23 protein-coding genes are annotated in these 24,350 nt (G+C 45.9%); 20 read left to right on the top strand and 3 right to left on the bottom strand.

Annotated elements, in window-relative coordinates; genetic code table 11:
• The first annotated feature begins 10 nt into the window (after window positions 1-10).
• The 14 genes from dxs to NE665_RS00400 all read left to right on the top strand — a co-directional run bounded on the left by dxs (window position 11) and on the right by NE665_RS00400 (window position 16,615).
• A complete protein-coding gene (dxs, locus tag NE665_RS00465; RefSeq protein ID WP_117441624.1) occupies window positions 11-1,888 on the top strand; it encodes a 1-deoxy-D-xylulose-5-phosphate synthase in 1,878 nt (625 codons plus the stop codon).
• On the top strand, window positions 1,885-2,664 hold the full coding sequence (locus NE665_RS00460; protein ID WP_117441625.1) for a TlyA family RNA methyltransferase: 780 nt from the start codon (window positions 1,885-1,887) through the stop codon (window positions 2,662-2,664). The genes dxs and NE665_RS00460 overlap by 4 nt, the downstream gene beginning before the upstream one ends.
• A gap of 4 nt (window positions 2,665-2,668) precedes the next feature.
• Window positions 2,669-4,330, top strand: a complete 1,662-nt coding sequence (gene recN / locus NE665_RS00455) for a DNA repair protein RecN (protein WP_117441626.1) — start codon at window positions 2,669-2,671, stop codon at window positions 4,328-4,330.
• A 51-nt stretch (window positions 4,331-4,381) separates the two neighbouring features.
• On the top strand, window positions 4,382-5,383 hold the full coding sequence (locus tag NE665_RS00450) for a SpoIVB peptidase S55 domain-containing protein (RefSeq protein WP_117441627.1): 1,002 nt from the start codon (window positions 4,382-4,384) through the stop codon (window positions 5,381-5,383).
• A 184-nt stretch (window positions 5,384-5,567) separates the two neighbouring features.
• The gene (gene spo0A / locus NE665_RS00445; protein WP_117441628.1) at window positions 5,568-6,401 is read left to right on the top strand and encodes a sporulation transcription factor Spo0A; all 834 of its coding nucleotides are present in this window, start codon (window positions 5,568-5,570) and stop codon (window positions 6,399-6,401) included.
• Window positions 6,402-6,453: 52 nt separating this feature from the next.
• Window positions 6,454-7,635: a DNA polymerase IV gene (gene dinB, locus NE665_RS00440; RefSeq protein ID WP_117441629.1), complete on the top strand. Its 1,182-nt coding sequence runs from the start codon at window positions 6,454-6,456 to the stop codon at window positions 7,633-7,635.
• 93 nt (window positions 7,636-7,728) lie between these two features.
• The gene (locus NE665_RS00435; protein ID WP_117441630.1) at window positions 7,729-8,352 is read left to right on the top strand and encodes a stage II sporulation protein M; all 624 of its coding nucleotides are present in this window, start codon (window positions 7,729-7,731) and stop codon (window positions 8,350-8,352) included.
• Window positions 8,353-8,389: 37 nt separating this feature from the next.
• The gene (locus tag NE665_RS00430) at window positions 8,390-9,052 is read left to right on the top strand and encodes a methyltransferase (protein WP_117441631.1); all 663 of its coding nucleotides are present in this window, start codon (window positions 8,390-8,392) and stop codon (window positions 9,050-9,052) included.
• Window positions 9,049-9,972 (top strand): tyrosine recombinase, encoded by a 924-nt coding sequence (locus NE665_RS00425; protein ID WP_117441632.1) that lies wholly within the window; start codon window positions 9,049-9,051, stop codon window positions 9,970-9,972. Before NE665_RS00430 ends, NE665_RS00425 begins: the two co-directional genes overlap by 4 nt.
• A gap of 493 nt (window positions 9,973-10,465) precedes the next feature.
• Window positions 10,466-11,302, top strand: a complete 837-nt coding sequence (locus NE665_RS00420; RefSeq protein WP_117441634.1) for an Mrp/NBP35 family ATP-binding protein — start codon at window positions 10,466-10,468, stop codon at window positions 11,300-11,302.
• Between the two features lie 291 nt (window positions 11,303-11,593).
• Entirely contained in the window at window positions 11,594-12,895 is a 1,302-nt protein-coding gene (locus NE665_RS00415; protein ID WP_117441635.1) for an adenylosuccinate synthase, read from the top strand.
• A 146-nt stretch (window positions 12,896-13,041) separates the two neighbouring features.
• Window positions 13,042-14,298 (top strand): glutamine synthetase family protein, encoded by a 1,257-nt coding sequence (locus NE665_RS00410; protein ID WP_117441636.1) that lies wholly within the window; start codon window positions 13,042-13,044, stop codon window positions 14,296-14,298.
• Window positions 14,299-14,314: 16 nt separating this feature from the next.
• A complete protein-coding gene (locus tag NE665_RS00405) occupies window positions 14,315-14,881 on the top strand; it encodes an ANTAR domain-containing protein (protein WP_178759872.1) in 567 nt (188 codons plus the stop codon).
• Window positions 14,882-15,010: 129 nt separating this feature from the next.
• On the top strand, window positions 15,011-16,615 hold the full coding sequence (locus tag NE665_RS00400; protein WP_117441638.1) for a CTP synthase: 1,605 nt from the start codon (window positions 15,011-15,013) through the stop codon (window positions 16,613-16,615).
• Window positions 16,616-17,045: 430 nt separating this feature from the next.
• Here NE665_RS00400 and purB read toward each other — a convergent pair whose 3' ends face one another.
• Together purB and purC are read right to left on the bottom strand one after the other, a co-directional pair.
• Complete coding sequence (gene purB, locus NE665_RS00395; protein WP_117441639.1) at window positions 17,046-18,476, bottom strand: adenylosuccinate lyase; 1,431 nt, start codon at window positions 18,474-18,476, stop codon at window positions 17,046-17,048.
• A 38-nt stretch (window positions 18,477-18,514) separates the two neighbouring features.
• Window positions 18,515-19,222, bottom strand: a complete 708-nt coding sequence (purC, locus tag NE665_RS00390) for a phosphoribosylaminoimidazolesuccinocarboxamide synthase (RefSeq protein ID WP_117441640.1) — start codon at window positions 19,220-19,222, stop codon at window positions 18,515-18,517.
• Window positions 19,223-19,533: 311 nt separating this feature from the next.
• Between purC and NE665_RS00385 the strand changes: the two genes are divergently transcribed.
• The 6 genes from NE665_RS00385 (at window position 19,534) to NE665_RS00360 (ending at window position 23,757) form a co-directional block, all read left to right on the top strand.
• A complete protein-coding gene (locus NE665_RS00385; RefSeq protein WP_117441641.1) occupies window positions 19,534-20,868 on the top strand; it encodes a Mur ligase family protein in 1,335 nt (444 codons plus the stop codon).
• A gap of 1 nt (window position 20,869) precedes the next feature.
• Window positions 20,870-21,610: a glutamine amidotransferase gene (locus NE665_RS00380; RefSeq protein WP_117441642.1), complete on the top strand. Its 741-nt coding sequence runs from the start codon at window positions 20,870-20,872 to the stop codon at window positions 21,608-21,610.
• 337 nt (window positions 21,611-21,947) lie between these two features.
• Window positions 21,948-22,268 (top strand): PadR family transcriptional regulator, encoded by a 321-nt coding sequence (locus tag NE665_RS00375; protein WP_117441643.1) that lies wholly within the window; start codon window positions 21,948-21,950, stop codon window positions 22,266-22,268.
• Between the two features lie 4 nt (window positions 22,269-22,272).
• Complete coding sequence (locus NE665_RS00370) at window positions 22,273-22,632, top strand: DUF6120 family protein (protein ID WP_117441644.1); 360 nt, start codon at window positions 22,273-22,275, stop codon at window positions 22,630-22,632.
• 272 nt (window positions 22,633-22,904) lie between these two features.
• A complete protein-coding gene (locus tag NE665_RS00365) occupies window positions 22,905-23,345 on the top strand; it encodes a LytTR family DNA-binding domain-containing protein (protein WP_117441645.1) in 441 nt (146 codons plus the stop codon).
• A gap of 10 nt (window positions 23,346-23,355) precedes the next feature.
• On the top strand, window positions 23,356-23,757 hold the full coding sequence (locus tag NE665_RS00360) for a DUF3021 domain-containing protein (protein ID WP_117441646.1): 402 nt from the start codon (window positions 23,356-23,358) through the stop codon (window positions 23,755-23,757).
• Between the two features lie 216 nt (window positions 23,758-23,973).
• Here the strand turns inward: NE665_RS00360 and NE665_RS00355 are convergent, their stop codons facing one another.
• On the bottom strand, window positions 23,974-24,279 hold the full coding sequence (locus NE665_RS00355; protein ID WP_117441647.1) for a DUF3795 domain-containing protein: 306 nt from the start codon (window positions 24,277-24,279) through the stop codon (window positions 23,974-23,976).
• Between the last annotated feature and the right edge of the window lie 71 nt (window positions 24,280-24,350).

The raw sequence follows: 24,350 nt of genomic DNA, 5'->3' as shown, positions 1-24,350 counted from the left end.
GAGCGGTTGCATGAACATCTACGATATCAAACAGCCAAAGGACATCAAGGAATGCTCCATCGCGCAGCTGCAGGATCTGGCACAGCAGATACGTGTCTTCCTGATTCAAAGCATTGCCAAAACCGGAGGACATCTGTCCAGCAATCTGGGAGTGGTGGAGCTGACGCTGGCCATGCATTATGTCTTTGATTCTCCAACGGATAAATTTATTTTTGATGTCGGTCACCAGTCCTATGTACATAAAATTCTGACCGGTCGGGGAAATCAGTTCGCAAGTTTGCGACAGTATAAGGGAATCGCCGGTTTTCAGAAGCGCAAGGAAAGCGAGCACGATGTCTGGGAGGCCGGACATTCCTCCACCTCGCTGTCTGCGGCACTGGGCATGGCGGTAGGACGCGATCTGCATAAGGATACCTATCAGATCGTACCGGTCATAGGAGATGGTGCATTGAGTGGTGGTATGGCGATGGAAGCATTGAATCAGATCGGCAGTGAACAGCGTAATATGGTCATTATTTTTAACGATAACAATATGTCCATATCACAAAATGTGGGTGCGATGGATGAAGCGTTTACCAAGCTGCGGACCAGCAAGCCCTATACGACATTAAAGGAAGACTTAAAGGGTGCATTATCCACCTCCCGTATGGGTTCCTCGTTACTGCATACCATGAAAAGCATGAAGAATGCGGTCAAGGAAAATGTGGTGGATACCTCTATATTCGGTGATTTTAATCTGGATTATATCGGTCCGGTGGACGGGCATGATTTAAAGATGCTGATCAAGGTGCTGAAAATTGCCCGACAGCATGAGGGTCCCATCGTCGTCCATGTGATAACAAAAAAAGGCAAGGGCTATCGCTATGCGGAAGAGGATCGGGAAGGGAAATGGCACGGTGTCAGCCAATTTGATCCGGAAACCGGAGAATCTCTGGCAAAGCTTCCAGCCGGACACAAAAGCTGGAGTGAGGTCATTTCTGCAACGCTGATGGAGCTGGCCGAACATGATGAACGCATTGTCGCCATTACGCCCGCTATGAAATCCGGCAGTAAGCTATCTGCATTCTTTGACCGCTATCCGATGCGTTCCTTTGACTGCGGTATTGCAGAGGAGCACGCAATGACATTTGCGGCAGGGCTTTGTACGCAGGATATTCGTCCGTTTATCTCTGTGTATTCCTCCTTCCTGCAAAGAGCCTATGACCAGATCAGTCACGATGTGGCACGTATGCAGCTGCCGGTTGTCATCGGTATCGATCGCTGCTCGCTGGTCGGTGAGGATGGTGAAACGCATCACGGTGTTTTCGATATCGCCATGCTGCGGCCCATTCCAAATATGATACTGGCCCAGCCCAAGGATGCGCTGGAAGCACAGAATCTGCTGTATTCTGCGTTTGCGCAGAACGACCATCCCTATGCGATACGCTATCCTAGAGGAAATGTATCCTATCAGCCTGTAAAGCAGTATACGTATATATCATCGGGAAGCTGGACACAGACTGTGATTCGTGAGGATTATGAGCTAACGATCATCACCTACGGACCCGATGTGGATCGCATCATTTCCAAGGCAAAAGTGAATCAGCTGCCGATTCGGGTAATCAATGCACGCTTCTTTAAGCCGCTGGATGAGGAACTGCTAACCTCTGTCTGTGAGGAGGATCAGCCGGTGATCATCTTTGAGCCGGATATGCTGTGCGGCGGCTTATCCAGTGCCATCACTGAATTCGCCAATGACCATCAGTATACGACGCATTTTGTACGAATGGGCATTGATGATCATTTCGTAGAGCACGGCTCTTTGCCGCAGCTGCGAAAGCTGGAGCATCTGGATATGAATACCCTGTTTGAAATCATCACAAGCTATCTGAGGCCTGGAAAGCAATGAGACTGGATGTATATTTAAGTACGCAGGGTCTGTGTGACAGCCGTGCAAGAGCACAGGATGCCATACAGGAGGGAAGAGTGCTAGTGAACGGGAGGGCTGCTAAAAAATGCAGTATGCCGGTGGATGAATCCATGGATATTCAGCTGGAAGAGGCGGAAACAGCCTTTGCCTCCCGCGCAGGCTTTAAGCTGTATGACGTACTGGAGCCCTTTGCTATCGATTTGAAGGGGCGCGTTGTTCTGGATGTCGGCGCAAGTACCGGAGGCTTCAGCGATGTCTGCCTGCAAAACGGAGCACGTCTTGTCTACGCTGTGGACGTTGGAAGGGATCAGCTGCTCGAACGGCTGAAAAACGATGCACGCATCGTCAATATGGAGGGCATCAACTGCCGCTATCTGAACAAGGATATGTTTGATCCACGTCCGGATTTTGCCTGCATGGATGTATCCTTTATCTCCATACGGCAGATTTTGCCGGTGCTGGCGGAGCAGTTTGCCGATATGGAAATCGTTGCCCTGGTAAAGCCGCAGTTTGAAGCAGGCAGAGCAAACGTCGGCAAGCATGGAATCGTAAAAAATGAAAAGGTGCATATCGAGGTTTTACAGTCCATGTGTGACTATGTGAAAACGCTCGGCTTGTATGTACATCATCTGTGTGCCAGCAGTGTACTGGGCAGGGATGGCAATAAGGAATTCGTCATGCATTTAAAGCATACGGAAGCACATAAGGTTTTTCCCATTCGGGAAATTGTTAAAAACTATACAGTAAAGAGGTGAGAATATGCTTACACAGATCTATGTGAAAAATTTCATACTGATGGATGAGGTGCAGCTGGAGCTGCATGACAACATGTCGGCCTTTACCGGAGAAACCGGTGCCGGAAAATCTCTGTTAATGGATGCCATCGGAATTCTGAAGGGAGATCGTGTCAACAGCGACATGATCAAGGAAGGCTGTGACAGGGCAGTGATTGAAGGCGTTTTTGAAATTGCAGCGCAGCATCCCGTGCTGCAGCTGCTGCAGGATGCCGGTTATGAAAGCGAGGATGGCCTGCTGATCGTTACCCGTGAGGTAACGAAGGAGGGAAGAAGCATTGCGCGGATCAATCAGCGCACGACGACTGTTTCCTTTTTAAAGCAGATTGTTTCTCAGCTGATCGATATTCATTCCCAGCATGACACACAGTATCTGCGTAATGCGGCTTCTCACCAGCTGCTGCTGGATCGCTTTGCCCAGGATGAAGATTTGCTGGCAAAGACAAAGCAAAGCTATCAGCTTTATCGTTCGATGAAGGATGCACTGGAGGAAGCACTCCATAGTGATTATAATGAGGACGATCTGGAATTTCTGACCTTTCAGCTGAATGAAATTGATGATGCACAGCTGCAGGAAGAAGAGCTGGAGGAGCTGGAGCAGGAACAAAAGCACATGATGGCCTATGAAAAGCTGAGCTCCTCAGCTGCCCAGGCTGTTGCACTGCTGGATGAGGGGACGATTTCTTCCATTTACGAAAGCTATCGCCTGCTGCATCCGCTGACGGAGGATGAAACCTTCACGGACGCGGCTGCACAGCTTTTGGATGTATACTATGCGCTGGATGAGCAATGCTCGCGTGTCCGTACCCATCTGGAGGAGCTGGAATTCGATGAAGAACGCTTCCATGAAGTTCAGGAAAGAATTTTTCTGATACACAAAATTCAGCGAAAATATGGCGGCAGCTATGCGGCAGTCATGGAAAAGCGCAGCTTTCTGGAAAAGAAAATTGACAGTATTCTGCACCGTCAGGATTTTATCACAAAATCCGAAAAAGAGCTGGAAAAGGCTAAAAAGGTATATGAAGCAGATTGTGCCCGTCTGCATCTCCTGCGTGAAAAAAAGGCGAAGGAGCTGGAGCAGCTGATTCTGCAGCAGCTAAAGGACTTACAGCTGCCCAATGCACGCTTTCACGTCGCACTGGAGCCCTTTGATGGGAATGCACAGGGAAACGACAGGATCACCTTTCTGGTATCCATGAATGCCGGCGAGCGGCTGCGTCCTTTACAGGCTACAGCCAGCGGCGGAGAACTTTCCCGCTTCATGCTGGGGTTGAAAAGTGTCTTCACCAGGCTGACGGGAATCGATACGATCATCTTTGATGAAATTGATACCGGCGTCAGCGGCAGTGTTGCTTTTTCCATCGGAAAGAAAATGCGTCAGCTCGCCCAGCAGACACAGGTGTTCTGCGTAACGCATCTGGCAAGTGTTGCGGCCTGTGCCCAGCAGCATTATGTTGTTGAAAAGCATCAGGAAAGCGGACATACGGAAACAACGATACGTCTGCTGAGCGAGGAAGAGCGCATACAGGAAATGGCAGTGATATCACAGGGCAGTGCCAGTGACAGCGCTTTGCGCGCATCAAGAGAGCTGTATGAGCTTGCGTGCAAGGAAACAGGTAATAATTAACTGACATGACCATCTCCCGAAGAACCACACTATCTTCAGGAGGTGAGCGTTTTGTATAAAAAAATAGTTGCTTTTTTATGTGCTCTGTCCCTATTGCTGCCAACCGGCATTCATGCCAGTGATGAGCTGTATCTGGGCGGAGACAGCATCGGTATCCAGCTGAATTATGATGGCGTGATGATCACGGGTACCTATCCGTTTGTCGTACAGGGGGAAACCTACGACCCCAGCGGCACGATCCAGCCCAGTGACATTCTTGTTAAGGTGAATCAGGTGCCGATATCCTCCATGGATGACTTGTATCAGCAGCTGTCTGCCTTTCAGCAGGCTGTCAATGAAATACCGGTCGAAATACGGCGCGGTTCCAGCACCATACCGATTACTTTGAAAACTACGTATGATGCCTCCACACGTTCATTCAAAAGCGGCTTGTATGTAAAGGATAAAATCGTTGGCGTTGGAACTCTGACCTATTATGATCCCTCCAACAACACCTATGGAGCGTTGGGGCATGAAATTATGGATTCCGACTTAAAGCAGATTGCAGAGGTTCCTTCGGGAAGTCTGTATCCGGCCAATGTTGTATCGATTACGAAGGCACAGGATAACATACCGGGAGAAAAGCATGCGGAGATCGATTTCTCTTCAGCCTTTGCCAATGTGCTGGCAAATACCAATATCGGTATTTATGGACACTATGATTCCATGCTGCGCAATGTGGAGGCTCTGCCCTGGGCGAAGCATGATGAGGTGCATACAGGCGAAGCTGTCATGTATACCGTGCTGCAGGGTAACACGATTGAGCCCTTCACGATTAAAATCACAAAGGTGCATCGGCAGAATACAGCAGATGTCAAGGGTATTGAATTTACGATTGCGGATGAGCGGCTGTCCACTGCATCAAACGGTATTGTGCAGGGAATGAGTGGATCACCGATCGTGCAGGATGGTAAAATCATCGGTGCTGTTACGCATGTGATCACCTCACACCCTTCCAATGGGTATGGTGTCTTTGTCGAATGGATGCTTCAGAAATCCAGAAATATGGCTTAAAATCCGCATAAAACGACATATTTTGAGCAAATGTTATGCTTTGAAACAAAAGGAACGGCGTTTTCGTCGCTCTTTTTCATTTTTTGGAACTTTTTGTGAAATTCTTTTCTTCATTCGACATTTTATCTGAATTTCTGCATCCTGAGGTTCGTATAATGGATGTCAGTAAGGAGAGAGGAAATGTATGAATAACAAAATGAATGTATATTTGGTGGATGATAGCATGGAGATGATCCACAGCATGAAGGAAGCGCTCACAAAGAGCGATGGGTATCAGGTCATCGGAAGTGCCACCAATGGCGAGCAGTGTGTCAATGAGCTGCGCGGCAAGCATCTGGATGTTCTTGTGCTGGATCTGATCATGCCGAAGAAGGACGGCATCAGCGTTTTGCATGATTTAAAGAAGAACCATATTCAGGTGGATCACATCATCTGTACAACACCGTTTGTAAATGATCTCATTGTAGCAGGTGTGCAAAATTACCGTATCGATTATATTCTGATGAAGCCCTTTGAAATTGAGCAGCTGTGTGATAAGCTGAATTTCATCGTTGGCTATACACGGAAGGAGCATATGGCCAGCAATGTGGTGAAGGTCAATCTGGATGATGATGAGAAGGAGCGTCTGCAGAAGCTGGAGCTGGAAAGCGAGATAACAGAGCTGTTGCATGAAATTGGTATTCCTGCCCATATCAAGGGGTATATGTACCTGCGTACGGCAATTCTGGAAACCTATCTGAATGTTGACTTTCTGGGGCAGATTACAAAGGTGCTGTATCCGGAAATCGCCAAGAAATATGCAACCACGGCATCCCGTGTGGAAAGAGCCATTCGACACGCGATCGAGGTAGCATGGAACAGAGGGAATATTGATGCGATTGATGATATCTTCGGATATACGATATCTGCGAGCAAGGCAAAACCGACCAATTCCGAATTCATCGCCATGATTTCCGATAAGCTGCGCTTAGAGCACAGACTGCGCAACAAAAACAATGTGATCAAGACATTCCGCTAGCTTTTCCCCTGAAAATCCAGTATACTATACTGTAAGACAAGGGAGTAGTTTTATGGCAGGAAGAGTTATCTTACATATTGATTTAAATTCCTACTTTGCAAGTGCGGAGATATTGAAAAACTCTGCACTGGAGGGGCAGCCGGTCGTTGTGGCAGGTCTGCACAGGCGAAGTGTGGTATCAACGGCAAGCTATGAAGCCCGAAAGTACGGGGTACACAGCGCGATGCCATTGCATATGGCAATGGAGAAGTGTCCAAATCTTGTTGTTGTTCAGGGCGATTACGGCTGGTATGAGGAATTGAGTAATCGTTTTTTTAAATATCTGCGGCGTTTTTCAAGCCTGATTGAGCCGGCCAGTATCGATGAATGCTATATGGATGTCACCGATGTTATCAAGGACTATAAGCGTCCGCTGGACCTCGCATGGCAGATACAAAAGAGCGTGCTGGAAGATTTGAAGCTCCCCTGCAGTATCGGTGTTGCTCCGAATAAATTTCTGGCAAAAATGGCAAGCGATATGCGCAAGCCGATGGGAATCACGATTCTGCGAAAACAGGAGGTCCAAAAAAAGCTTTGGCCGCTTCCCATCAGTGACATGTGGGGGATCGGAAAGAAAACGGTACCGCTGCTGATGCAGCATGGAATCACAACGATTGGTGATCTTGCGAATCCAGAGAACGAGTCCAAAATCATGACGCTGCTCGGCAAGCATGCCTATACGTATATCCAGAATGCACGCGGTAATGGAAGTGCGCAGCTTTCCTTTAATACCAGTGTGCAGTCCATCTCACAGTCCACAACGCTGGATCGGGATATTACGGATTATGAGGAGGTCAAAACCGTATTGAAGCGCCTGGCGATCACGTTGAGCTTGCGGGCAAGGGCAGAGCATATCAAGGGTTCTCTGATATCCATCAGTATCCGTTATTTTGATTTTACCAATGCCGTTCGTTCCACCAACATCCATTCCTACACCGATGATGCGAATGTACTGCTGGAGCATGCGCTGCTTTTGTTTGACCGTCACTACAACGGCAGGGAAATCCGCCATCTGGGCATCGGTTTGGGATCCCTGTATTCCGCAGAGCGTACGATTGATCAGATCGATTTGTTTCAGCATGAGGTAAAGCCGTTAAACGATGTGGAGGATGTATTGAAGGAGCTGAATGCACAGCTGCCCGGCGCACATTTGATGCGTGCCAGTGATATTCATCCATCCAAAGGGAAGAAATAGGCAGGTAGCTTACATGCGGGCAGGAAGAAGTTTGTCGATAAGTTGGCAGCAAGACTGCCTTCTTTTTTTCATATAGTGTAATGAGGTGACAATATGAAAAAAAACATCCCTCTAAAAAAGAGGCAGGGCTATCATGGATTTCTCAAGAAATACCATAATGTATATCTGTTTATTGCAATTCTTGTCGGCTGCGGGATACTGATGGGCATCATTGTATCCAATTATATCGATGTATCGGACATCAAAAGCTTATCCAGCTATTTGACGACCATCGATTCCGGTGTTGATAAATACGATTACTTCGTATCGCAGTTTTTCAGCGGTATCGTGTTTATTCTGTTTGTGTTTCTTCTGGGAACCTCCCTGATTGGAATTCCCATTATCAGCTTCATCGCATTTACAAAGGGTATGCAAATCGGCTTCTCCTGTGCGCTGTTTGTGTATACATATCATTTGAAGGGAATCGCTGGCATTATCATGACTCTGCTTCCACAGGTGACGATGGATCTGATTGCGACCTTTCTGATCTCTGCCAGCGCCATTCAGCTGTCGATGTATATCATCTATTCCACAACGAATCGGGAGCGGCTCAATTTCAAGCAGCTTGGCAACAATGTATTGAACGATATCTTTATCTGCTTTCTGATCATCCTGGCAGGCAGCTACCTGAAATCGACACTGGTAATCGAATTTATAAAACTGTTTAATTTGATGTGATCTTCCGTTATAATAATAGGGTCAGGGAGGTCGCAGTATGGAAGATTATACGTATGATTATATCAATGGAACGGATCTATATCTGTATCAACATAAACAGATGTTTCGCATCAACACAGACACGGCGCTGCTGGCGCAGTTTATGAGAATCAAAAAAGGGGAACGGGTACTGGATATCGGTACAAACAACGGCGCATTGCTGATTGCGGCACATCGCTATGCCCCCGCATATCTGTATGGTATCGATATCCAGAAGGAGGCTATTGCAGTCGCAGAAAAAAACATGCAGCATCATCACATAACAAATGTAGCGCTTATTGCTCAGGATATTTGCGAGGCTGCTTTGGAAAAGGTAGATGTCATCGTCTGCAATCCGCCATATTTTAAGGTGGATCAGGAAAGCAATCTCAATGAATCACAAAGTCTTCAGATGGCGCGCCATGAACGCTTCCTTACGCTAGAGACCCTGTGTCAGCGGGTCAGTGAGCTGCTGGATGAAAAGGGACGCTTCTATATGGTGCACCGGGCGTCCCGCATCTCGGAAATTGCCTATACCCTGAAACAGCATCGTCTGGAAATTCGCACGCTACAGTTTGTCTACGATGTCAACAGGGAGGAAGCAGTCAGTGTATTGGTGGAGGCGGTAAAGGATGGCAAGGTAAACGCCCATGTGTTGTTGCCGCAAATCATACAGCGATGAAGCTACAGGAGGCTCTGCAGGACTATCTGCATTACATACAGGCGGTCGATCAGAAATCTCTGGCGACGATTCATTCCTATACACAGAATTTACAGGAATACCACAGCTGGCTGCAAAAGCAGGGGAAAAAGGAAATAGAGGATATTCTGCCACAGGATATTCAATGCTTTTTATCCGATATGGAGCAGGGGAAAGGCCACGAGGAAGGACTGTGCTACAAGCGCAGCAGTGTCAATCATATGCTGACCAGCATCCACATGTTTCATCGCTATATCTCGATGAATTATCCCTCGATTCTTGATCCTTCCATCCATCTGCGGGGAGGAAAAAAACAACAGAAGCTGCCGCTGTATTTCAATCCGCATGATATCGAGCTGCTGCTGGACAGCTTTGGACAGGATGCGCAAGGTCTGTATCAGAAGGCAATTCTGGAGCTGCTGTATGGCTGCGGTCTGCGTGTCAGTGAGGTTTGTGATCTGCGAATCAACCAGGTACATCTGGAGCAGGGATATCTGCGGGTGATCGGTAAAGGGGATAAGGAGCGCATGGTGCCCATGCACACACGCTGCGTTCGTGCGCTGCGTGCGTATCTGACACAAATTCGTCCCACATGGGAAAAACGGAAAAGTACACGTGTTTTCCTAAACAGCAGAGGAAATGTCCTGACACGGCAGTATGTTCATACGCTGATCAAGCAGCGCCTGCAGGAATTGGGGCTGGATGAGCGCCTGTCTGCACACAGCTTTCGTCATAGCTTTGCGACACATCTGCTGGATGGCGGGGCAGATTTGCGTGTTGTTCAGGAACTGCTGGGACATAGCGACATTGCAACTACACAGATTTATACCCATGTCCAGAATCGACGGCTGAAGGAAGCTATCGATCAATACCATCCCCGCTCCGTTAAAAAAAAGAAATGATAACGCTAAAGATTTTGTACATGCTATCTACGAAATGGGAAGAGTGCTATGTTTCATTTCCTCTCGTTCTTGCACGGCATGGGTTGGCAGAAACATCTCGTGCAGCCGGGCGAGGAAGCGGTTTGGATACATATGTAGATGGTTGCAGCAGCAATCACTTCCTAGCGTTCATGGAGACATTGGATGCTCTTAAGGCTTTGCTTGGAATCTCGATTCTTGGTGAAATGTTAGCTTATGAGCTGCTGTATAGCGCTGTGAAAATCATAAAGCCTAAAAGAACGATTGTTACATAAAGTGGTTATAAGCAAAGGGGTATGATAAGCTAGGCTTTGCCTGTGAGCATGATAATACATGGGCTTATGCCTTGGTTGATTGCTTACCTGCAGCTTATACCTTTCATTTCACGTAAAAAGTGAAGCGAAACCATTGGAAAACAACACAAAAAGATGTAAAATAAGATAGGTTATACAGGATAATATAAGGAGAGCTGAATATGAGTAACTGTACATCATGTCCCAGCAAGGGAACCTGCGGCAAGCAGGCTGACAGCTGCGGCATCCAGAATAATGAACGTAATAAAATCCGTCACGTCATCGGTGTGATGAGCGGCAAGGGCGGTGTAGGAAAATCCAGTATGAGTGTACTGATGGCAAAGGAAATGGCCAGAAGAGGCTTCCGTGTCGGAATTATGGATGCGGATATTACAGGGCCGAGCATTCCACGACTGATGGGATTGGAGCATGCACAGGCATTTGGTACGAATGATGCTATTGAGCCGGTTGTGGATAAGGATGGTATCAAGGTCATGTCCCTGAATTTTCTGATGGAGGATGAAAACCAGCCGGTCGTATGGCGTGGCCCGATTGTAGCGAATGCAGTCAAGCAGTTCTGGACAGACGTCGTATGGGAGGAACTGGACTATCTGTTCATCGACATGCCTCCAGGAACCGGTGATGTTGCACTGACTGTGCTGCAGAGCTTACCGGTCAGCGGTGTCATCATGGTCTCCACCCCTCAGCCGATGGTATCCATGATTGTATCCAAGGCAATCAACATGTGCAAGCAGGTCAAGGTTGAGGTACTGGGTATTATTGAGAATATGAGCTATGTCGTTTGTCCGGATTGCGGTAAGCGAATCGAAATTTTCCAGCATCGCAATGTGGAGGATTTTGTAAAAGAGAATGAGGTTCCTTTATGGGCGGAGCTTCCTATGATGGATAGCATTTCCAGAATTTACAAGGATGATGATTTCGATGCAAAAACGGCACAGCAGATGTATGCATGGATTTCACCTGCGGCAGATCAGCTGATCAAAAAAATGGGAGATTAATGAAATTCTTTCACAGACATAAAGTGTGATAAAAAAGAAGGATGATGAACGCAGCACGAAAGGGGAAGGTGTTGACTGCCATCACCTTCTTTTTTTCGTGAGCTTTGCTACGATTAGTGACCCTACCATACAAGGTTTTTACGTATATAGCTGGAAATCCTTTCACTCATCTTAGATGAAACAATTTTCAAAAAAAGATGTTTATTTTTTACATGAAGTGTGCTATATTAGTAAAGGATTTTTTTAAAAGTATCAAACTGCTTTGAAAATACCCGTTAGGAGGAATTTTTTATGCCAGGATATGTAGTCGTCGGAACCCAGTGGGGAGATGAAGGAAAAGGCAAGGTTGTAGATTATCTGGGATCACGCATGGATGCGGTCGTGCGTTTCCAGGGAGGAAACAATGCGGGCCATACTGTCGTTGTACAGGATATACACACAAAACAGAATCAGCAGGTGGTGCTTCACCTATTGCCAAGCGGTGTGCTGCAAAAGGCTGCCTGCATCATCGGTCCAGGGGTTGTCGTTGATCCGTTTGTCTTTTTGGAGGAAATCAAACAGCTGGAGGAGCGCGGATTCAATACAGATCATGTCAAGCTCAGTGATTGCTCTCACATCATTATGCCCTACCATGTACGGCTGGATGCGATGATTGAAGCGAGTCTAAAGGATCACAAGATCGGAACAACCAAGCGGGGAATCGGTCCCTGCTATGCGGATAAATATTCCCGTCAGGGACTGCGTATCGGAGACTTGCAGGATTTTGAAAGCTTTAAGAAAAAGCTGAAGCTTGCAGTGGATATGAAAAACATCACCTTTCAGAAGGTATATGAGGATCCGGGCTTTTCCTATGAGGAGCTGGTAAAGCAATTTGCACAGATACGGGAGGCACTGCTGCCGCGTATCATCAATGCACAGATTGTAATCAATCAGGCTCTGGATGCACAGAAGCAGGTGTTATTTGAGGGTGCACAGGCCGCCATGCTGGATATCAACTACGGCAACTATCCGTATGTGACAAGCTCCTCGCCAACCTCTGCCGGTGTTTGTACCGGTGCCGGCGTTTCACCAAAGAAGCTGGATGTCATCATCGGAATCGCAAAGGCGTATTCCACAAGAGTCGGAGAGGGACCGTTTGTGAGTGAGCTGTTCGACGATATGGGGGCGTGGCTGCGTGAACAGGGACATGAGTTTGGGGCAACCACCGGACGTCCAAGACGCTGCGGCTGGCTGGATGTGAATGTTGTGCGTCATGCGGCTATGATCAATGGATTGAGCGATCTGGTCATCACCAAGCTGGACATTCTGAGCGGTCTGAAGAAAATACGTATGTGTGTTGCATATGATATTGACGGTGTCCGCTATGATTATATCCCAAGCAGCATGGAAGAGCTGCAGAGGGCAAAGCCGATATATGAAGAGTTTGACGGCTGGGAGGAAGATATCTCCACGATGAAGACCTACGAGGAGCTGCCTGAAAACTGCAAAATCTATCTGCGACGCATCGAAGAGCTGTGCAATACGCGAATCTCCATGATTTCTGTTGGCCCGGAGCGTAACTGTAATATTTATCTTCATGAAATGCTGAAATAGTTGACAGCAGCACAGCATTTTTGTAATATAATACTGGTATCGGAACAAAGGCGTTCTACAGGCGGAAAACATAGCTTTTCCAGGTTTGTAGACGTCTTTTTCGTATAAGCGATCAGATGCCACACAGGATAGTAAGGAGGATGCATATGGTGACAAGAGAACGTGAAATTATGGAATTCATCGAGGAATACGATGTAAAATTTATTCGGCTTGCTTTTTTTGATTTGTTCGGCAAACAAAAAAACATCTCCATCATGCCGCAGGAGTTGAAGCAGGTATTTGCCCATGGCTTGAGTTTTGATGCAAGCGCGATCCATGGATTTTCCCAGGGATCACGATATCCGCAGGAGCACACATCTGATTTATTTCTGTTTCCGGATATATCCACGCTGACTATCCTCCCATGGCGTCCGCAAATCGGGCGCGTTGCCCGGATGTATTGTGAGATACGAAATCCTGACGGAAGTGTGTTTGCTCTGGATGCGCGCTCCCTGCTGCACCGTATGATCAAGCAGGTGAGTGGCAAGGGTGTGCAGATCATGGCAGGCACAGAATGCGAGTTTTACCTGTTTGAGCGTGACGAAAACGGAAAGCCGACAACGATTCCCTATGATGAGGCCGGGTATTGTGATATTGCTCCTCTGGATAAGGGAGAAAATGTCCGCCGGGAAATCTGTCTTGCTCTGGAGGAGATGGGCATTCATCCCGAAAGCTCGCATCATGAACAGGGACCCGGTCAAAATGAAATCGACTTCCGCTTTGACGAGGTTATGACCTGTGCCGATAATCTGATGACCTTTCGCAACGTCGTGGATATGGTTGCTCTTTCCAGCGGTCTGCATGCAAGCTTCCATCCGAAACCGCTCCAGCAGCAGCCGGGGAACGGCCTGCACATCAATCTGTCTCTGTTTCAAAACAAAGAAAATCTGTTTGCTCAGGAGCATGGGCGATACATGGAAGCTTTTCTTGCTGGAATACTTCATCGTATCCGGGAAATCACTCTGTTCTTAAATCCTGAACCAGCATCCTATCTGCGGCTGGGGGAGGAGAAGGCACCGAAATATATTTGTTATTCCCGCAGTAACCGTTCCGCACTCATCCGCATACCGGCAGCAGATGAGCATCGCACGCGCATTGAGGTGCGCAGTCCAGATCCTTCCTGTAATCCCTATTTGGCACTGGCATTGTTGATTGCGGCAGGTATGGAAGGGATAGACAAGGGAGCAAGGGCAGAAGAGGCTTATGGAAATATTTATGTACAGCATGAGGGTCTGCTGGAGCTGCCCAACTCGCTGCAGGAGGCACTGCAGCTTGCACAAAACAGCAGCTTTGCGAAACGTGTTTTGAAAGACGAGCTGCTGCAAGGCTATCTGAACGCGAAGAAAAAACAGCTGCGTATATAAGGAAGGGGGGCTGGTCATGTTAAACGTGCTTCTCGTCAGCGCAAGTGAGAAAACCACAGAATTTCTAAAAGAATATCTGAATATGGAGGATGGGATGAATATCACAGCCTGCAAAACGGCATCCAGGGCACGCCGAACAGCTCTGGAAACAGCCTTTGACATGATCATCATCAATTACCCACTACCGGATGAAACCGATTATGCTCTGCCGCAGGATTTAGCAGAAAAAAGTGATGCCTCTCTCATGCTTATGGTATCAAGTGAGGTCTTCGATATCATCACAGACCGTATGGAAAAAGCGGGAGTCTTTGTATTTTCAAAGCCCGTCAATAAAACGGTATTACTCTCTGTTTTACGCTTTGCTGTTTTGACGCAAAAGCGCCTTCGCGGCTTGCGTACAAAAAACCGCTCGCTGCAGGATAAGCTGGGAGAAATCAAAATCATCGATCGGGCAAAATGTCTGCTTATGGAGCAGGAGCAGCTCAGTGAAGCACAGGCGCACCGGTATTTGGAAAAGCGTGCTATGGATTCACAGATGAGCCGGCTGCAGGTGGCAGAGCAGCTGTTAAAAAAATATAAGTAGCCCTGACTGTTAAGAAAGCGTTGCATTATCAGCGTTTCTTTTTCTGTTGACTGTTTTGCATATTGCGGTCAGCAGGTATGTTCAGTAGTAGTATCAATCAAGGAAGCAATCGAAAAAGGAAGGTCATATATGAGTAAATTTATATTTGTAAGCGGCGGTGTCGTATCCGGACTGGGAAAGGGTATCAGTGCGGCATCCCTTGGCAGACTATTAAAAGCAAGAGGACTGAAGGTCAGTGCAATGAAGCTGGATCCCTATATCAATATCGATCCGGGAACGATGAGTCCCTACCAGCATGGTGAGGTATTTGTGACTGAGGATGGAAGTGAAACGGATCTGGATCTTGGTCATTACGAGCGTTTCATTGATGAAAATCTGAATCGTTACTCAAATGTGACGAGTGGCAAAGTATATTGGAATGTCTTAAACAAGGAACGCGAAGGGAAATATCTGGGAGAAACCGTACAGGTTATTCCGCATATCACCAATGAAATCAAGGATTTTATATATAAGGCACAAAAGGAAAGTAACGCCGATATCATGATCTGTGAAATCGGAGGAACGACTGGTGATATAGAGAGTCTGCCTTTTCTGGAAGCAATTCGTCAGGTTGCACAGGATAAGGGCAGAGAAAACTGCCTCTTTCTCCATGTTACACTGATTCCTTATTTGGAAAGCAGTCAGGAGCATAAGACAAAGCCTGCCCAGCACTCTGTCAACCAGCTGCAATCCTATGGAATCTTTCCGGATATCATCATCGCGCGCTGCAGTCGACCATTGGAGGAGGGGATTCGAGATAAGCTGTCGCTGTTTTGCAATATACCGAAGGATTGTGTATTTGAAAACAGAACGATGCCTTCTCTGTACGAGGTGCCCTATATGCTGCAAAAGCAGGGGCTGGACGATGTCGTATGCCGTAAATTTCACATAAATGCCCCACAGGCAGATTTGCGCTCCTGGAGTGCGCTCATGGAGCATGCAGGGGATGTGAAAGAAGAGGTTACGATTGCTCTGATTGGAAAATATGTTCGCCTGCATGATGCCTATCTGTCTGTTGTAGAAGCGCTGTATCATGCGGGATTGAAAAACAATGTAAAGGTCCGAATCAAGTGGATCGATTCGGAGAAAATAACGGATGGCAGTATCCGGGAGCTGCTGCAGGATTGCAGTGGCATTCTGATTCCGGGAGGCTTTGGTACGCGCGGAATTGAAGGGAAAATACGGGCAGCCACCTATGCCAGAGAGCATGATATCCCTTATCTCGGTATCTGTCTGGGTATGCAGATTGCCGCAATCGCCTTTGCAAGAAGCGTACTGGGCTACAGCGATGCCAATTCCTATGAATTTCAGCCTGACAGTTCTCATCTTATTATACATTATATGGCGAATCAACATGATGAACAGGATATGGGAGGTACCATGCGTTTAGGTGCATATCCATCCAGAATAAAGGAAGGAACACAGCTGTATCGCGCTTATCAGACAACTGAAATTTCAGAGCGTCATCGTCACCGCTATGAATTTAATAATCAGTTCCGTGAGGAATTCATACAAAACGGAATGGATATCACAGCTACCTCACTGGACGGTTCTCTGGTGGAAGCTGTAGAGTGTGGCAGCAATAGCTTCTATGTCGGTGTACAGTTTCATCCGGAATTCAAAAGCAGACCAAACCGTCCACATCCGTTATTCATCGATTTTATCGCCTATGCTAAGGCAAACAGATCACGCTGAGTCTGCTTTTCTTTCATATGCTTGCTGGATACGCGTATGGCATGGTGAAGGAATGAGGCAGTGTATGAAGCGCCTGCAAAAGCTCTCCGAATTGCGGAGGCTTTTTTATCCATAGCATACAGTCCGCAAAATGTTTTTGTTCTTCATAAAGGACTTCGTTTTCTTGTCTTCCTGCTGTTTGTGTGATATGTCCGTTTTCTGTAATCGAAACAGGGAAGGGAAGTACTAATCAAATACGAGGCATCGCTTCCTGCAAATCTGAAAAGGGGTAAAAGACTCTGATCTGTTTTCATTCTTCTTTGGATAGGGGTATGGATGCCGCAGAAAAAAAGAAGAAATAATACTCCTGAATTAGGGATTTATTTCTTCTCTTTTCGCTTTTTTATATTTTTTATACCTGTCCCCTGATACAATCAACGTCGTCCATCCGTTATACGTTGATCTCCGCATGGAGCCCCAGCGCATCCTTTTCTGCTTCCAGAATCGGATCTATGCATTCACTGAAAAATTCAACCGTCTGGCTTGGGGCGCGTCCAACAAAGTTGATGGGAGACATGATAGCCTTCAGCTGTTCCATATTCATAGGGAACAGCGCATCCTCAGCAATACGATTAAGCAGATCATTTTCCAATCCCTCTTCCTTGACAACTCTACCGGCAGCCATGGAGTGAACACGGATTCGCTCATGCAGCTCCTGACGGTCACCACCAGCCTTAACAGCATCCATCAGAATCATTTCCGTTGCCATAAACGGCAGCTCCTTCATCAGGTGGGATTCGATAACCTTCGGATACACAACCAGACCATCGGTGATATTCAAATATAAATCCAGAATACCATCCACTGCAAGGAATGCCTCCGGAATGCTGATACGCTTGTTTGCAGAATCATCCAGCGTACGCTCAAACCACTGTGTAGCTGCTGTAATTGCCGGATTCAAGGTATCTGCAATCACATAGTTTGCCAGCGAAGCCATACGTTCACTGCGCATTGGATTGCGCTTGTAGGCCATCGCACTGGAACCGATTTGTCCCTTTTCAAACGGCTCCTCCACTTCCTTCAGATTCTGAAGCAAACGGATATCGTTTGAGAATTTATGTGCACTCTGCGCAATGGATCCAAGTGCATTCAGAATACGGGAATCCACCTTACGAGAATACGTTTGTGTGGAAACCGCAAAGGATTTTTCATATCCCATCTTTTGAGCAACCATCTGATCCAGCTGCTTCACCTTTGCTTCATCATTGTCAAACAGCTCCATGAAACTTGCCTGTGTACCTGTTGTCCCTTTACAGCCGCGCAGCTTTTTGTTTTCCAGAAGGAAGCACAGCTCTTCATAATCCAGCAGCAGATCCTGTGCCCAGATGGCAGCGCGCTTTCCTAAGGTCGTAGGCTGTGCAGGCTGAAAATGTGTGAAGGCCAGCACCGGCAGATCCTTGTGCTCCAAAGCAAACTTTTTCAGCTCGGCAAGGACGTTAACCAGCTTCTTCTTCACCAGCTCCAGCGCTTCGTACATGACAATTAAATCCGTATTGTCACCGACAAAGCAGGAGGTTGCGCCCAGATGAATGATTCCTTTCGCATTTGGACACTGCTGTCCATAGGCGTATACATGGCTCATGACATCGTGACGGACAATTTTCTCCCGCTCTCTTGCGACATCATAGTTAATGTCCTCTGCATGTGCCTTTAATTCATCGATCTGTTCCTGTGTGATAGCAAGACCCAGCTCCTTCTCGCTTTCTGCCAGGGCAATCCACAGCCTTCTCCATGTACGGAATTTCTTGTCATTGGAGAAAATGCGCTGCATCTCTTCACTGGCATAGCGCTGTCCCAGAGGGCTTATGTATTTATCGTTCATCTGAAAACATCCTTTCTATGTATGCGTGTGTTGTTCGATTATTCAATTCCCAGTCTTCTATAGACTTCCTGATATGCGTCCTCTACATTGCCAAGATTTCTTCTGAAACGATCCTTATCCAGGTGATCATGCGTATGAATATCCCAGAAGCGGCAGGTATCCGGAGAAATTTCATCAGCTAAAACGATACCGTCCTGAAAACGACCAAACTCCAGCTTGAAGTCAATCAGCTCAATATCAACCGCTGCGAAGATGCTCTTCAGCTCTTCATTTACAGCAAAAGCCAGCCTTGTGATCTCATCGATTTCCTCCTGTGTGGAAATACCGACAGCAAGAGCCATGTAATCATTGATCATTGGATCTCCTAAATCATCATCCTTATAGCTGAATTCCAGAATCGGACATTTCAGCTCCATGCCTTCCTTCAATCCCATACGCTTTGCGAAGCTTCCGGCAACCTTGTTACGGATAATAACCTCCAAAGGAACAATTTCCACCTTTTTAACAAGCGTTCTGCGATCGTCCAGTTCCTCAATCAGGTGTGTTGGAATTCCTTTATCCTCCAGCTTTTTGAACAGGAAGTTTGTCATTTTATTGTTGACAACGCCTTTTCCGAGAATCGTACCTTTTTTCTGACCGTTGAATGCCGTAGCATCATCCTTATAATCTACGATGACCTGATCCGGATTCTCCGTTGCGAATACTTTCTTTGCTTTACCTTCGTACAGCATTTCTAACTCTTTCATTTTGTTCTTTTCCTCCTGCTAGTTAAATTTAACTTCAGCGCAAGAATGGGCAGATTCTGCCTTTTTTTCTTACCATATTATTATAGGTCAGCCCCTCATGCAAGTCAAGAATGCGCAGGATATTTGAAAACATTTTTCAAGCCCCTGCAGCATGCCTGTAAAATTCTTGTGCATCCATTGAAAAACTTCACCAAAACAGCTATTTTTCCTGTATAATAGAGAGGTGTTTTAAACATATGCAGGAGTGGACATCCTATAGATAGATGCTATGGATCGATTTGCCCTGCGGGGTATATATAGGAGGCTGATTTATGACGACGTTTGCAATACTGATAACAAAACTGGCCGGTGCTATGCTGCAGCTGATTCATCGCGGCGGCTCGCTGCCGGGACAGATTGGGCTGAAGCTGTGCCCGGATATACTGAAAAAGCTGCGCATCGACTGTCCGCTGATTCTGGTGACAGGAACCAACGGCAAGACTTCAACCAGCAATATGATAGCGGCTATGCTAGAGCAGGAGGGCCGCACTGTCGTAAACAACCGTAAGGGAGACAACCTGAAGGAGGGTATCACAACGGCTTTGCTGATGCATACAACACTTGGTAAACGGGTGCAGGGGGATGCTATCGTTTTGGAGGTGGATGAGCTGAACATTCCATTTATCATGCGAAATCTGAAAGCAGATGCGCTCGTTGTAACAAACTTTTTCCGCGATCAGCTCGATCGTGCACGGGAGATGGAGCAGCTGATTGTTAAAATTGAACAGGCGATTTCCGATTTTGAGGGAACCCTTGTTTTAAATGGAAATGATCCCAACGTAGTGCGATTACAGGATGCAGCACCCAAAGCATCCATGCTTTCATTCGGTATGGAGCGCTGCACTTCCAGCAGCGAAACAACAGGGGAAGCAAGTGAGGGAAAATTCTGTCCGCGCTGTGGAAGCAGACTGGAGTATGCATTCTATCAGTACTCTCATATCGGTGTATTTCACTGCAGCGGCTGTGATTACCGGACGCCGGTGCTGGATGCAACAGGCGTGGTGGAAAGCATTCCAAAGCGGATTTTCCGCTATGAAGGCAAAGCATTCAGCGCACCACAGGGCGGTTTGTATACCATGTATAACTGCATGGCTGTACTGGCAGTTGCAAAGCTTTTGGCTGTGGATACAAGCTATGCGGCAGCGGCCTTTACAAGCAGCAAGGTTCCGGATGGACGAAATGAAGCATTTACATATAAGGAGCAAACCTGTGTGCTGAATCTGGTGAAAAACCCGACCGGTGCTAATGAGGTCATGAAGGTGATTGAAGAGGATGAAAACGAAAAAAGCATCCTCATCATTTTGAATGACAATGCACAGGATGGAACTGATGTATCCTGGATTTATGATACCTTTTTTGAAAAGCTTATGCAGCAGACGACAAAGCGCATGATTGTTTCCGGAAGCCGCTGCTATGATATGGCACTGCGTTTAAAATACGGCGGCTATACAGGAGAGCTGGAGGTTCAGGAGCAGATGAAGGAAGCAGTAACGGCACTTCTGAAGTCAAAGGAAACGATGTATGTGATAGCAACCTATACCGCTTTACAGCCGGTGCGCAATCTGCTGCTCGCGCAGGGTGTGCAGGAACAAAAAGGAGGCGCATAATATGGAGCTGAATGTATGCTGGATGTATCATGATATTATGGATCTCTATGGTGATAAGGGAAACATGATGGTTTTACAGAAGCGCTGTGAGGAACGTGGTATTTCCATTACCATAGACACCTTATCCATTGGAGATCAAAAGGACCTGTGTGCCTATGACCTTCTGTTTCTGGGAGGTGGTGCCGATAAGGAACAGATGATGCTGATTGACGATCTGCTTTCCAGAAGAGAAAACATCGCGCAGGCGATGGAGCAGGGGACCTTTGTTTTATTGATCTGCGGCGGCTATCAGCTGTTTGGACAATATTATATCAGTGCGGACAACGAAAAAATCGAGGGTCTGAAATTTTTCGATTATTATACAACTACCGGAAGCAATGGAACACGCTGTATCGGCAATATCGCCATACGCTGCAATCTGGACGGTCAACAGGTCACTGCTGTAGGCTTTGAAAACCACGGCGGACAGACCTGCAATGTAGCAACACCGCTGGGTTCAGTCATCAGTGGCTATGGAAACAGCTTTGACGGTGGACAGGAGGGCTTTTATAACGGAAGTGTACTTGGCACCTATATGCATGGTCCGCTTTTTCCAAAAAACCCTGAAATCGTTGATTTTGTTATCTATAAGAGCCTGAAAAAACAGCACCCGGAATTTCAGCTGAAGGATTTAAAAAAATTGGATGATACACTGGAACAGAAAGCAAAGGAAGCTATGCTAAAGCGTCTTCAGGTGCAGTAGTCCGAAACCGATTTCTTATATGCTATAAGAGTCGGTTTTCTTATACGTCCAACTATTATTTTAATCTATACATATATTATAGAAAATAGTTGATTAACATAATATATAATGTTATAATTGCATACGAGGAGATAATACTTGTCCCATTATCACTCAAACGGAGGTTGTTATGCAACCTCTTTTCACAATGAGGCATGCAAGGATTGTCTGCATGCAGATGCTATGCAAACGATATAGCTGCCTAAACAATGCCAGATCCACACAAATCCAAAAATACAAACGGTACGGATGGCAGGCTGCTAATATATATAATAAATGAACAAGAGGGGATGCTGTCATGGCTAAGGAAAACAATTTTTTTAAAATGGAAATGCTGATTCTCCTGATATTGAAACAAGGGAACTGTTATGGATATGAGCTTGCCGGCATTCTGAAGGAACAGACAGCAGGAATTATCGATATAAAGATGGGAACCCTGTATCCAATTCTCTATAAGCTGTCAGATGAACAGTGCATAACGGGTATGGAAATCAAAGAAGGACGCAGAACAAAAATCATTTATAAGCTGGAGCCCAAAGGAGAAGCTTTGCTTACTCAGCTGCAGGAGCGTTATACAGCCTGGATTCAGGCAATTGACATGATTATGAAGGGAGCATAGAGCGATGGCAGGGAAAGAGAGATACAAGCGGGAAATTGCATTGCTATTCCCCTATAGGTCAAAAAAGGAAAAAGTGTTTTTAAATACTTTTATGCAAAATATCGAGGATGCTGATTATAAGGAAATCGTTGAGGAATGGGGAGCACCGATAGCGGTTGTTTATTCCTATATTGAAGCGCAGGATACAGAAATTATAATGAAGAGGTTAAACAGAAGAAAGCTTTTAAAGACTTTTCTGTCTGTTGCCTTACTGCTGCTCACTGCAACACTTGCAATCTATACGTATTTTCTAAACAAATCCTATCAGGCGGTTCGTGATACCATCCCCAATGAAATAAAGGAAACTTTGATTATTGAGGAATAACCTAATACAGGATATTTCGGCAATTATAGGAGCAACGACTTCGCTGCTCTTTTTTAATTTCATTGGATAAGCAGATTCTATTAGATTTAAAATATTACATAATATACATTATGCGAAGTAAATTGTAAATACATATGTATTCAAAATCAATCATATCACGAGTACTTTATAAAGCATTTGGCAGTTTGTATACCACTTTGGGCAACTTATCGGCATATCGTTGCATTTATATTGCGCGCCCTTTATACTGATAGCAACAGGAGGAATACAGAATGAAGCTTACCATACTTCAGGATGACGCAATAGCAGAAGATGAAATCATCATCAAAACAGCAGCATGTCATCCACGCTTAGAAGGATTGATCGATTTGATAAAGCAATACAGCATCACCTTAAAGGCTTATCACAGCAATCGGGAATATTATCTTCCCATAGAGACGATTTACTATGTTGAATCCGTAGATGGAATCACGTATCTGATAACGGAGAAGAATTCCCTGTCATGCAAAATGTCTCTTCGTGAAATTGAGGATATTGTACAGCATACCTCGTTCTGTAGGATAAGCAAGCATATGATTGTAAATACAGCGCATTTGAAGGCTGTACAATCATATGCAAACCATCGGCTGCTGCTGTTGCTGAAGAATGATGATAAAGTACTCGTAAATAGAAATTACGTAGAGCATCTGAAAAAACAGATAAAAAAATTATAGGAGGATGAATATGAAAACCTTTTTAAAAAATTATGTACCCTATGGATGCATGTGCTTCACTGCAATCTTACTGATCAATGCATGTGCTGCTGTATTTCACAATACACCACTCATTCTGGATGCTACCAGTCTGCTTAAGGATTTTGGAATATGTATGCTTCTTATCCTTGCCGATTACTTCATCAATGAATATATGGAGTTCAAAACATATCGAAGCTTCGTCATAACAGAATTTGTCATACTCACAGGACTTTATCTAGTCTTGAGCAATGCCGGACATCTGCATACTCTCCATGTGCAAGCGATTGTTTCTCAAATTTTGAATATGGCTCTGCTTCTGGGCGCAATACGTCTGTATGTTTCCTATAGCTTCCGAAAAGAAATCGATGATTTGAATGCGCATCTGAAATAAGCAGTGATGCCCAGTTCTTTAAATTTTAAATTTCAAACGCCTAACCACCAATACCCTTACGCGTATCCCTATAACCTTATAGCTAGACAGCCAGTAGTGCTAAGAAAATAATAAAAAGTGTCTGTAGATTCCTTATTACGCAGGGATACAGGCACTTTTAACTAACGAATACCTAAATGATATGTTCTGTAGTACGATTTCTTCTTGGATGAAAGCCTACTGTGCTTCGGTAAGGTTTTTCATTTGTGTGAGAAAATCCTTCTGGTTATCCGCTTCACTTTTTGTTGGGTCCTGAGCTTCATATAAAATACACGGCAGCTCATGGCAGTGTCCGCAATGCTTCAGCTTTTTGCGTTGCTTGCAGCATTCATAAATATCACAGGCATCCATTTCATCCACATATTGCAGCCAGTATGGCTTCCCTTTCAAAGCCTTACACCCCAAGCAGGTGTTTGGATAGTGTTCACAAGCATCACACTGTACACCACATACACTCATATTCCTTGTTTTAACCGCCTCCATTGCAATTCCTCCTTTCACAATCTATGGTTTCTCCTCTACCCTAACCATATCATAGAAAGATACATATTGCC

Origin of the sequence: Clostridium sp. DFI.1.208, from assembly GCF_024463855.1 — a bacterium.
Classification (GTDB): Bacteria; Bacillota_I; Bacilli_A; order Erysipelotrichales; family Erysipelotrichaceae; genus Clostridium_AQ.
Note: the sequence above shows the minus strand (reverse complement) of the source record. Positions and strands in the feature narration are given on the sequence as shown.

Coding starts and splice junctions, on each gene's coding strand:
- dxs (WP_117441624.1), top strand. CDS start 11: ATGAACATCTACGATATCAAACAGCCAAAGGACATCAAGGAATGCTCC.
- NE665_RS00460 (WP_117441625.1), top strand. CDS start 1,885: ATGAGACTGGATGTATATTTAAGTACGCAGGGTCTGTGTGACAGCCGT.
- recN (WP_117441626.1), top strand. CDS start 2,669: ATGCTTACACAGATCTATGTGAAAAATTTCATACTGATGGATGAGGTG.
- spo0A (WP_117441628.1), top strand. CDS start 5,568: ATGAATAACAAAATGAATGTATATTTGGTGGATGATAGCATGGAGATG.
- dinB (WP_117441629.1), top strand. CDS start 6,454: ATGGCAGGAAGAGTTATCTTACATATTGATTTAAATTCCTACTTTGCA.
- NE665_RS00435 (WP_117441630.1), top strand. CDS start 7,729: ATGAAAAAAAACATCCCTCTAAAAAAGAGGCAGGGCTATCATGGATTT.
- NE665_RS00430 (WP_117441631.1), top strand. CDS start 8,390: ATGGAAGATTATACGTATGATTATATCAATGGAACGGATCTATATCTG.
- NE665_RS00425 (WP_117441632.1), top strand. CDS start 9,049: ATGAAGCTACAGGAGGCTCTGCAGGACTATCTGCATTACATACAGGCG.
- NE665_RS00420 (WP_117441634.1), top strand. CDS start 10,466: ATGAGTAACTGTACATCATGTCCCAGCAAGGGAACCTGCGGCAAGCAG.
- NE665_RS00415 (WP_117441635.1), top strand. CDS start 11,594: ATGCCAGGATATGTAGTCGTCGGAACCCAGTGGGGAGATGAAGGAAAA.
- NE665_RS00410 (WP_117441636.1), top strand. CDS start 13,042: ATGGTGACAAGAGAACGTGAAATTATGGAATTCATCGAGGAATACGAT.
- NE665_RS00405 (WP_178759872.1), top strand. CDS start 14,315: ATGTTAAACGTGCTTCTCGTCAGCGCAAGTGAGAAAACCACAGAATTT.
- NE665_RS00400 (WP_117441638.1), top strand. CDS start 15,011: ATGAGTAAATTTATATTTGTAAGCGGCGGTGTCGTATCCGGACTGGGA.
- purB (WP_117441639.1), bottom strand. CDS start 18,476: ATGAACGATAAATACATAAGCCCTCTGGGACAGCGCTATGCCAGTGAA.
- purC (WP_117441640.1), bottom strand. CDS start 19,222: ATGAAAGAGTTAGAAATGCTGTACGAAGGTAAAGCAAAGAAAGTATTC.
- NE665_RS00385 (WP_117441641.1), top strand. CDS start 19,534: ATGACGACGTTTGCAATACTGATAACAAAACTGGCCGGTGCTATGCTG.
- NE665_RS00380 (WP_117441642.1), top strand. CDS start 20,870: ATGGAGCTGAATGTATGCTGGATGTATCATGATATTATGGATCTCTAT.
- NE665_RS00375 (WP_117441643.1), top strand. CDS start 21,948: ATGGCTAAGGAAAACAATTTTTTTAAAATGGAAATGCTGATTCTCCTG.
- NE665_RS00370 (WP_117441644.1), top strand. CDS start 22,273: ATGGCAGGGAAAGAGAGATACAAGCGGGAAATTGCATTGCTATTCCCC.
- NE665_RS00365 (WP_117441645.1), top strand. CDS start 22,905: ATGAAGCTTACCATACTTCAGGATGACGCAATAGCAGAAGATGAAATC.
- NE665_RS00360 (WP_117441646.1), top strand. CDS start 23,356: ATGAAAACCTTTTTAAAAAATTATGTACCCTATGGATGCATGTGCTTC.
- NE665_RS00355 (WP_117441647.1), bottom strand. CDS start 24,279: ATGGAGGCGGTTAAAACAAGGAATATGAGTGTATGTGGTGTACAGTGT.